Source organism: Alcanivorax sp. HI0083 (genome assembly GCF_001635175.1).
Map to the genome: position 1 here is coordinate 1 of NZ_LWFX01001010.1, position 9,477 is coordinate 9,477.

Consider the following 9,477-nt stretch of genomic DNA (forward strand, 5'->3'; position numbering starts at 1 on the left):
GTACAGCTTTCAGGCGCCCGCTGATCGGCGCCAGCAATTCGGTCTGTTCCTGGTTACGCTCCGCCTGACGCAGGCTGGCACGGGCGGCACTCAGCCGGCTTAAGGCTTCGTCCAGTTGCGGCTCGAACCGCCCCAGCGCCGATGAGCGCCCGGAAGCCCCGGACACCCGCGCCTTGGCCCGGGTCTGGGCCAGATGCAGACGCGCCGCATGGACACTGTTCTGACGCGAGGTGACCTCCAGAGCAAAAGGCTCCGGATCCAGCTTGAGCAACACATCGCCTGCAGCCACTCGCCCACCATCGGCAAACGCCGGCGCCACCTCCTGAATTCGCCCGGAGACCTCAAGACTCAACGGCAGGTCGTGGCGCGCCGTGGCCTGGCCCTGACTGAACACCGGAATCACCACATCCCGCCAATCCACGGTGATGGTATTGAGGGCCAACACGCTATCCTTGGCCTTGGCCGGCGGGGGGGCCGGCGGCACCAGATAAAGTGAGAAAACGGCCATCACCATGGCCAGGGTGGCCAGCAACGCCACCAGTGTCCGCAAGCTGAGGGAACGCAAACCGGCAGGCAATTTCATTCAACCACTCCCAGCCAATTAACCCAGCGCTGCAAGCACTGGCGTACCGTGGCTTGCGGCACGCCCAGGGAAGAGTGCACTTTCAGGGACAGGCTCATACAGCCATTTACCACAATCACACCATTCGCGACCGGATGGCTCGGGCTGCCCGGGCCACAGCAGGCAAACACGGTATCCTTGGGCATCCCGGCGGAGGCAAAGTCCATTTCCCACTCACCCAGGCTGGAAAAAGACCCGCAGTGCCGGGTGCCTTTCTGCAAACGCCCACACAACCAGTTCACCCCCCGCTGGCCAATCAAGCGGCCAATACGTGCCAGATGCCAATACCGCCAGTGCACATTGGCCTTGAGGTAGCCGCGCACGGAGCGGTCCAGCCTGGCGGCCTTGTCCTCATGGTCCACAGTGAGATAGAACGCGCTGGACAGGTTCATGTCCTCACGCAACATGGGCACCACACCGCGCATGTTCACCGGAAAGCACCAGCTACCGGCAATGCCGTGCAACATCAGGGTGTCACAGACCGCCCGGTGCAATGCCAGCAACAGCAGGCTGTTCACGGATACCTTGTGCTGGTGGGCTCGCTGATACAGCGCACGGGTCTGCGCCGGATTCAACCATTGCACGCAGACCGGGCTGGCTTCGATCGCTTCAGGTTCTGCTTGCCCAGCCAAGTCCCGCCAGCGGCGCCACACCGGTTCCACTGCAGGCAGGTCGTCCGGCAACCGTTGCCAACGCTGCCACCAGCGCGGTGCCTGCTTCTGGCGGCTCAGTGGCATGGCCGGCGGGGTCACCCCGCGTTGTTTCAAGGCCTGGGTAATGCCGCCCACCCCATCATGGTCCCGATGGCGCAAGGCGACGGTGTCGCGTTCACCGCTGTACGGATCGATGAAGATAAATTCTATGCGATCATCAATACCCAGCCCGGCTCGGGCGCGGTACCACATGCCGATATAATCCACCGGCGGCCGGGACGACAATGATCGGGTAGACAAGGTATTCACAGGCGCGCCACTTCCACATAGGGCAGGCGATCATCCAGTTGCGCCCGGGGGTCACCGTCGTAGCTCACCAGAAAGTGATCACTCAATAACAGACGGCGGCGGTAGCGTGCCGGCACGCGTGCCAGAGGATCCTGTGCAAAGAAACCACACACCAGGGCATCATATCGACCATGAAAACGGTCCACGGCGTGATCCAGCAACAGACGCAGCAAATCGGGCTGGTTATCTTCCACCACCACACTGTGCAAGGTCAGATAAGACAAGATGCCACCGGGCGCAGGCAGCTTCATGCCGCCGCGTAAAACGCTATGGGTATTGTAGAGGTGGCGCAAAACCCGCAGACCCCGTGCATAACCCAAGACGCGCGTCTGCTTTATGCCCTGCTGATCCCAGAATCCCAGCACCCCCTTCAGCTGCCCATTGACCCACAGCCCAAGAAAGCTCTCCGGGTTCAGTCCGTAGCAATAAGCGTCACCGCGTACCCGGCAAACATCCCAGTAGGGAAAGAACTGCTTGCTGGCTCCTTCGCGTTGCAGCAACGCTGCCATGGCAGGCAGGTCGGCTTCACCGGTTTGCCGAATTTGCACATCTTTTGGCAACCGCTGATGGCGCGCCCGGGTATACACCAGGCTGGTCTCGATAGTGCCATGGGGGTAATAGGTGGGCAGCCCGGCACGGCCACTGGCCACGGACCCCAGTGAGGCCTCGTTGTCGCGCAGCACCGTGGTCTGCATCCACTCCCCCTCAGACAACTGCTTGCGCAACTGGCGGAACAGGCGGTGCAGCACCAGGCCATTACGAAATTGCGGTGCGATACGTAAATCGTGTGCATAGCGGATCGGTTTGACCTCGCCATTCACCCACAGGTGGCGCCAGCCCACATTGTAGACAGCACCCAGTTCACCGGCGCCCCCCTTGGGCTCAGCCACCCACACGTCCGGCTTTTCGCAGGTCACCTGAGCGCCCCGAAAGTAATCCGGGTTCCGCTCAAAATTCAGGGTCACCGCGCCGTGCTGGGGCGTTCCCTGCAGCAGCGCCAGGATGGCTCCGTTATCCTGGTCACAGGCAGGCCGTATGCGATAACTCATACCGGCACCCCGCAATCTTGCGCTTGTGCCGTACGCGCTTCCAGCCAGGTTGGTAGCGCCCCAGCCCAATATTGCAGGGATTCCATTTTTATGTTGCCTTCGATCATGCCGCGTTGACGGCAGTGCTGCAGATAACGCTCACGCATGCCCGGGTGGATAACGCAGCGCAAAGGGGCCAGTTGCCCCAGGTTGCGTGCCAACTGGTAATGAAAATGCAGCTGCAACGCTGACTCCATCTGCACCGCTATGTGCTGCGCTACGGCCAGGTTTTCCCCTTCCAGTAACAGCACATAACCAGGTAAACCCTGCGCGGATTGATCCACCGCCACCGTGCATACGGGTAGTAATTCCTCCGGCAACGCCAGGGCCGCCATCGCACCATCCACAGCCGCCGCCGTCATTTTTTCACCAACCAGATCAGTGGTTCCTGCTCGCCCAAGGAATCGCAGGCTGGGAATACCGCCGACAAAATCATCCACTTCAACCAGATCGTTCAGGCGATAGCGCAACAACCCGCTACCGGTACTCATCAACGGCATGACCTGCTGCCCGGCCTCCAGTTGCCAGGGAGCGAAAATACGGCCATCGGTGGGATCCTGAAATTCATACACGTGGCTGCGATACGCCAGTGGATAACGGCCCGCATAGGGAATGGTAACTACGCCTTCGGTGGCCCATAGTCCTTTGCCCTGAAACGCGGCCTGGGGAAGTAACGCATGCAGCTCTTTTGCCCACGGCGTGGAGGCCGCCGTATCCCAGGCACTCACCAGCGCCAGTTTCGGCCACAGCGCCATCAGAAAATCCGCGTTTAAGCGGCCGTCCCACTCACGCAGCAAGGCTGCCGCTTGCGGAGACCAGGGGCAGGAGTCCACGGCACCACCAAGCATGCGGTTTCCCCAGCGCCCGGTGTTGAGTACCTCTGCAAGTTCCTCTCGCCACTGCGCTATGGCACGCAGCATCCCCAGCCCGAAAGTAGGACTCCAGATCGAAAGCATGGATAAAGACGGGTCGCTAACCAGATACGCAAGGGTGGCAAACAGGGAATCATCAGAGGTTCTCGCCAACGCCACATCCTGTGGCACACACTGGGTTGCCCCGGCCAGCAGGCGCTTGCCCATGGACATCAACTGGATGTCGTCGTTCACATCCTCACGCATATTGTCGCGCAGCGAGGTGGGCACCCAGGACATGGACCAGTAATGACGCCCTTGAACCAGTCGGGGGAACTGCCGGTACAAATCCACAATCCAGGGGCTGATGGCCGCATCCAGTTCACCGAGAAACTGGCGGGTATAGGGAATCCATTTAATCGCGGACGTGGAGCCACTGGTTGGCTGGCAGCGAACCAAAGGGGAATCGATCAACTGGCAATCACCTTGCTCCCGCGACAAGGTGATTGCGTCGGCCCATTGCTCATAATCCGTAACCGGCTGCCGGTCAGCGAAGGTTTCCCATGACCAATCTGCCTGAATGGCGTTGCTACGCCCCAACGGGCTGGCCGCCACCCGCTTGAGCAGCGCGGCCTGTTTCTGCCGCTGTACCGATTCCAGCCGCTCTCGGCCAGCCGCAAAACGACGCTCACCTGGCCAGGCGGCCAGCTTCAGAAGACGATGTCCAAACATGATATTTCCCGGCTTATTCGCAGGCCACAGTTGCCACTGCGGGCTTGGTTTTACGGCGCTGTTTTTGCCATAGCTGGAAGGGGTAGCTAACCAGGAGCTTCAGATTAACCTGCCCAATACAGGGCAATTCCGTACCGCGCTGCCAGGAAGGATTCCGCTTTTCAAAAAACTGGATTTTTGCATTGCCCAAACGCATCTCATCAGAAATTCCCGCCACATCGGATTTCAGGTGCGTATAGCCTTCACCAAAATCAAGAAGGCGGCGTTTATTGCAATAGTAATCAGCGAATAGCGATTGGCAGTACGCATCAACCAAGGGGGCGAGTCGCTGATTCCTGCCTTCCGGATTGGGATAATAATTATAGAAATTATTTGCCAGCAGCAGGTAAGTTTTATATCCCTTGGAAATCAACAACCAGAACATGGGACGGAACGGGTGACGTATTTTTTCGCGAATCATCCGGAAGAAAAACTTCACCTGGAGGGCTTTGTTTCCCCAGTATTCTTCTTCAATGATGGTATCACCACTAAATACCCCTTTTACCCTGCGCCCCTCCACATTCATGTCGAGAACCTTCAGGGTAGAAAAACCAACCACGCGCTTGGTTTTTCTCTCTTCCACTAAAAAAACGCCACTCTTTTCCACCATGTCCTGGCAAAAAATATCCAAACTTATATTTTCGTAGTAGCCAGAATAAATCTCATACATTCTTCGCATTATGGGTACCGATACCTTGGACAGAGGCAGATATCGGGCTTTCAGGCTAGATGCATTTTCCCGTTGCATTTTCCCGCTCCATGTTTATTTTTATGCGTTAAAAAGCGGTGCTCATGATCTACATGGACCGTGATTTACTTAATAGTCAAAGCGGCCATTTTTTTGTTAAAAATGGCAACACTGGTTTAAGCCAGCAACAATAACGCGCTCTATGAGATGCGCATCACAACTAAAATAACAACAATGTCAGGCCACATGGCCAAGGCAGAAAAATGAAAAATAATGGGATGGCACTGGACGTTCCGCTAATTTCTATCCGCTATGCCCGCCGTTTCTTACGGTTCACACAAAAACATGGATTAAGTGGAACTACCGTACTCAAAGAAGCCAACATCGACCCCGCTTTATTGAATAACCCTGATGCTTACCTGACCATGAGACAGCTACTCGCCATGCTGCGTCATGCTGACTCTCTTCTCAAAGACGACACCGCCTCATTTCGCTTCGGTCAGGAGCTGGATTTACAGGGCCATGGTCTGTTGGGTTTTGCTCTGCTTCGCCAACAGGATTATCGCAAGCTGGTCAACATGGTGGTGCAATATCTGCGCGTTTCATTACCCATCATGGATATGGAAATCCATTGCACAGGCGAAGACATTTCCATCCGCCTGCATGACAGCTGGGATCTCGGTGAGCTAAGGCCCTTTGTTACCAACATCTACATGGGCAGCATTCATGCATTGGCATCGCTTGTCTGTCGCCACTTTACCTTTGAATACGACTTCCCCTGCTCGGCCAAGGCCTCCAGTTTTCAACACCTGGGCGAAGGCATCGAAATGAAATTCAACTGCGATCACAACCGCGTTCTGCTTCCGCTATCCGGCCGGCAAGTTCGTGATGATGACGCCTCAGTGGCCAACTATCTGGCCACTGCCCGCTCCCAGGAGCAGGCCCAGGGCGATGAAAGCCTCAAGGTAGTTATTCAGGTACGCCATGAAATCCGCAACGCTCCCGGGCGTGACAGCACCCTGGAACGGGTAGCTGCCCGGCTGGGGATGAGCCCTCGCTCTGTACGCCGCCACTTAAGCTTGTCCGGGTTTGCTTTCAGTGGGCTTCGCAACGAAATTCGTGAAATGTTTGCCACCCGCTATCTGGTAGATACCGATATGGCACTGGAAAAAATTGCCGATTATCTGGGCTACAGCGACCAGGCCAGTTTCAGCAAGGCATACCGGGGCTGGACCGGGCACACCCCTGGAGAGGTCCGCCGCAAAGCAAAAATCCCCCCTCCTTCCTGGGACAGCACCGAAGATGCACACCAGAACAGATGATGCCCATGCGCCCGACAGCGGGACACCGGCTACGCCGGGCCATTGACTTAATATCCCGCATTCCTGACGCTTGGTGTTTTTGCTTTCCCCGATTCTGGCACTAGTATCGGGAAACGCTCCCGGCGTCAGCCAAAATACTAGCAATAACAATCAGGAAGAGACTGATGAAGAAGCTGTTCACCGCCGTTGTCACGGCCTGTGCGCTCACTGCCTCCCTCTCCGTGCAGGCAGAGACCATCAAACGCAAAATCTGTGTATTCGACATTGTCGGCAACGTGGGCCCGGTCATGGGTGCCATGAAAGACTGGAAAGCCGCCGCACTGGACTGGGGCCTGGAAACCGAGCTGGTCCCCTACACTAACGAAGCCATTGCGGCAGAAGATTTGAAAGCCGGGGTTTGTGACGCCTCCCTGATTACCGGCATCCGCGGCCGGGCGTTCAACAAATACGCCGGTACTGTCGACTCCATTGGTGCCATCCCTACCATGGACCACATGAAGGTGGTGCTGCNGGTGCTGGCCCACCCCCAGAGCGCAGACAAACTGTCCCAGGGCTCCTACCAAATCATGGGGATTGCACCCGCCGGGGCAGCCTATATTTTCGTCAACGACCGCCAGGTGAACTCCCTGGCCAAAGCGGCCGGCAAGAAAGTGGCGGTACTGGAATACGATGAGACCCAGGCCAAACTGGTTTCCCAGGTCGGCGCCACACCGGTTGCCTCAGACATCACCAACTTCTCCACCAAGTTCAACAACGGGGTGGTGGACGTGATCGCTGCGCCGCTGGTCGCCTACAACGCGCTGGAACTCTACAAGGGCCTGAGTCCGGACGGTGGCATCATCAACTACCCGCTGGCCCAGCTGACCATTCAGCTGATCGCCAAGAAAGACAAATTCCCGGCGGAAATGGCGCAAAAGTCGCGGGAGTATTTCTACAACAACCTGCACCGCATCACCGAGCAACTGGATAAAGAAGCCCAACACGTGGACAAACACTGGTGGGTAGAAATTCCCGATGCAGACAAGGCTGAGTACGAAGTGATGATGCAGGAAGCACGCAACCAGCTTCGTGACGAAGGCTACTACGACCCGGATATGCTCGGCTTGCTGCGCAAGGTTCGCTGCAAGATGGCACCGGCACGGGCGGAGTGTACCTGACAGCTACAAGCTACAAGCTACAACGCGATTGAAACGTGTTGTCGCTCTAACACAAAGAGGCCGCGCCCATAGATTAGGCGCGGCCTCTTACGTTTCAGAATCAAAACGCTTTTACCGTGTTGAAGCTTGGAACTTGTAGCTTGCCGCTCTTACAGCCCCATCTGCTTGGCGATCACTTCGTTCATGATTTCGTGGGTGCCACCGCCAATGGACAGAATCCGGTTGTCGCGAAACAAACGCTCCACCACCGTGCCACGCATGTAACCGCTGCCGCCGAAGAGTTGTACGGCGTCATAGGTCACTCTGTCTGCGCAGCGTGTTGCCACATTCTTCGCCATGGACACATCCAGCACACAGTTTTCACCGGCCGCGATCCGGGCCGCCACCCGGTAGGTAAATTCAGTGCTGGCTTTCACATCCGTGGCCATTTCCGCCAGCTTGTGGCGAGTCACCTGAAAGCCGGCAAGGGGACGACCAAAGGCTTCCCGCTCCTTCACATACTTCATGGCTTCATCCAGCGCCAATTGAGCCGTGCTGTTTGCCGTCACCGCCAGAATCAAACGTTCCATCTGGAAATTGCTCATGATGCAATAAAAGCCACCATTTTCCGGCCCGATCAAGTTCTCCGCTGGCACCCGGCAATCTTCGAAAAACAGCTCGGCCGTGTCAGAGGCCCACCAACCCATTTTTTTCAGCTTGCGCCCCACCGTAAAGCCCGGCGTGCCTTTCTCGATCAGCAACAGGCTGATGCCGCCGTATCCCTTGTCGCCGGTACGGACCGCCACGGTGTAATAATCCGCTCGCACACCACTGGTGATAAAAGTCTTGGCGCCGTTCACCACATAGTGATCGCCATCTCGCACGGCACGGGTTTGCAGGTTCGCCACATCAGAACCACCATTGGGCTCGGTGATGGCCAGGGCGGAGATTTTGTCGCCATTAATCACCTCGGGAATAACCCGTTGCTTCATGGCATCACTGCCCCATTTCCAGACCGGTGGCAGCCCGATATCCAGCGATCCCAGGCTTGCGCAAAGTCCGCCCGATGAGCAACGCACCAATTCTTCGCAGGCGGCGATTTTCATGAAGACGTCTTCGCCCGTCCCACCAAATTCCTCCGGCGCATTGATACCCAGAATGCCCGCATTCGCTGCCGTCTTGTACAACTCCCGGGGGAATTCCCCTGCTTCTTCCCAGTCATCCACCTCCGGGAGGATTTCCCGCTCAACGAATTTGCGGACGGTATCTCGCACCATCTGGTGGGTTTCATTGAAATAGTTCAGGGCGCTCACTGGACCTCCTTGGATTATTGGATTGCGCACAACCTAGCGCTTGCTTGGTCCAACCATAACAGAAAGCCGCCAAGGGAAACCAGACGAAACCGCGGCTTGTGTTTACGGGTAGAAAAGGAGATTTACGCTTTCGATAGCCCCCCAGGAAGGGGCCCTTTATCAGGCGTCAAAGGGCCTGCGACCTCTCAGCGCCTGGGCCAGGGTAGCGCCATCAACGAATTCAAGCTCACCGCCCATGGGCACCCCCTGGGCGATGCGGCTGACACCCACTCCCGCGTCCCGGGCCAGGTCCAGTACATAATGGGCTGTGGCTTCGCCTTCCACAGTCGTGCCAGTAGCCAGAATCAACTCGCTGATCTGCCCTTCATTAAGACGTTGTTCAAGCACATCCAGCCCCAACTCACGGGGGCCCACACCGTCCAGCGGCGAGAGTTCCCCCATCAGCACGAAGTACTGGCCCCGGTATTCGCCGGACTGCTCAAATGCCAGCACATCCCCGGGGGTGGCAACGATGCAGACCAGCGAGGCATCGCGACGCGGATCATCGCAGACAGGGCAAAGTTCTGCTTCAGCATAGTTGCGGCAACGCTGGCAATGCTGCACGCCGTCCATGGCAGCATGGAGCGCATCGCCTAACCGGCGCCCGGATTCGCGNCCGCGATCCAGCAACGCATAGGCCATGCGC

9 protein-coding genes are annotated in these 9,477 nt (G+C 57.4%); 2 read left to right on the forward strand and 7 right to left on the reverse strand.

The features are described 5' to 3' along the window. The 5 genes from A3754_RS12390 to A3754_RS12410 all read right to left on the reverse strand — a co-directional run. A partial coding sequence (locus A3754_RS12390; protein WP_156496969.1) for a biotin/lipoyl-binding protein occupies positions 1 to 583 on the reverse strand: 583 nt, incomplete at its 3' end. Beyond that, on the reverse strand, positions 580 to 1,584 hold the full coding sequence (locus A3754_RS12395; protein ID WP_063519938.1) for a hypothetical protein: 1,005 nt from the start codon (positions 1,582 to 1,584) through the stop codon (positions 580 to 582). The genes A3754_RS12395 and A3754_RS12390, both read right to left, overlap by 4 nt. After that, positions 1,581 to 2,672 carry a hypothetical protein gene (locus A3754_RS12400; protein ID WP_063519939.1) on the reverse strand — a complete coding sequence of 364 codons (1,092 nt, stop codon included), beginning with the start codon at positions 2,670 to 2,672 and terminating at the stop codon, positions 1,581 to 1,583. The genes A3754_RS12395 and A3754_RS12400 overlap by 4 nt, the downstream gene beginning before the upstream one ends. Further along, the gene (locus tag A3754_RS12405) at positions 2,669 to 4,294 is read right to left on the reverse strand and encodes a GH3 auxin-responsive promoter family protein (RefSeq protein WP_063519940.1); all 1,626 of its coding nucleotides are present in this window, start codon (positions 4,292 to 4,294) and stop codon (positions 2,669 to 2,671) included. Before A3754_RS12405 ends, A3754_RS12400 begins: the two co-directional genes overlap by 4 nt. A 13-nt stretch (positions 4,295 to 4,307) precedes the next feature. Continuing rightward, entirely contained in the window at positions 4,308 to 5,003 is a 696-nt protein-coding gene (locus A3754_RS12410) for a hypothetical protein (RefSeq protein WP_082872453.1), read from the reverse strand. Between the two features lie 281 nt (positions 5,004 to 5,284). Here A3754_RS12410 and A3754_RS12415 point away from each other — a divergent pair, with 281 nt between their 5' ends. Then, positions 5,285 to 6,343: an AraC family transcriptional regulator gene (locus A3754_RS12415; protein ID WP_063519942.1), complete on the forward strand. Its 1,059-nt coding sequence runs from the start codon at positions 5,285 to 5,287 to the stop codon at positions 6,341 to 6,343. A gap of 164 nt (positions 6,344 to 6,507) precedes the next feature. Continuing rightward, positions 6,508 to 7,500, forward strand: coding sequence for a putative solute-binding protein (locus A3754_RS12420; protein WP_063519943.1), 993 nt, complete (start codon positions 6,508 to 6,510; stop codon positions 7,498 to 7,500). A 149-nt stretch (positions 7,501 to 7,649) separates the two neighbouring features. Here A3754_RS12420 and A3754_RS12425 read toward each other — a convergent pair whose 3' ends face one another. Beyond that, positions 7,650 to 8,792: an acyl-CoA dehydrogenase family protein gene (locus A3754_RS12425; RefSeq protein WP_063519944.1), complete on the reverse strand. Its 1,143-nt coding sequence runs from the start codon at positions 8,790 to 8,792 to the stop codon at positions 7,650 to 7,652. Positions 8,793 to 8,951: 159 nt separating this feature from the next. Next, positions 8,952 to 9,477 (reverse strand): recombination mediator RecR (recR, locus tag A3754_RS12430; RefSeq protein WP_063519945.1); only part of this gene is annotated, 526 nt, incomplete at its 5' end.

Excerpts from the sequence above, each read along its gene's own strand:
- A3754_RS12415 (WP_063519942.1), top strand. The coding sequence starts at position 5,285 with ATGAAAAATAATGGGATGGCACTGGACGTTCCGCTAATTTCTATCCGC.
- A3754_RS12400 (WP_063519939.1), bottom strand. The coding sequence starts at position 2,672 with ATGAGTTATCGCATACGGCCTGCCTGTGACCAGGATAACGGAGCCATC.
- A3754_RS12405 (WP_063519940.1), bottom strand. The coding sequence starts at position 4,294 with ATGTTTGGACATCGTCTTCTGAAGCTGGCCGCCTGGCCAGGTGAGCGT.
- A3754_RS12410 (WP_082872453.1), bottom strand. The coding sequence starts at position 5,003 with ATGTATGAGATTTATTCTGGCTACTACGAAAATATAAGTTTGGATATT.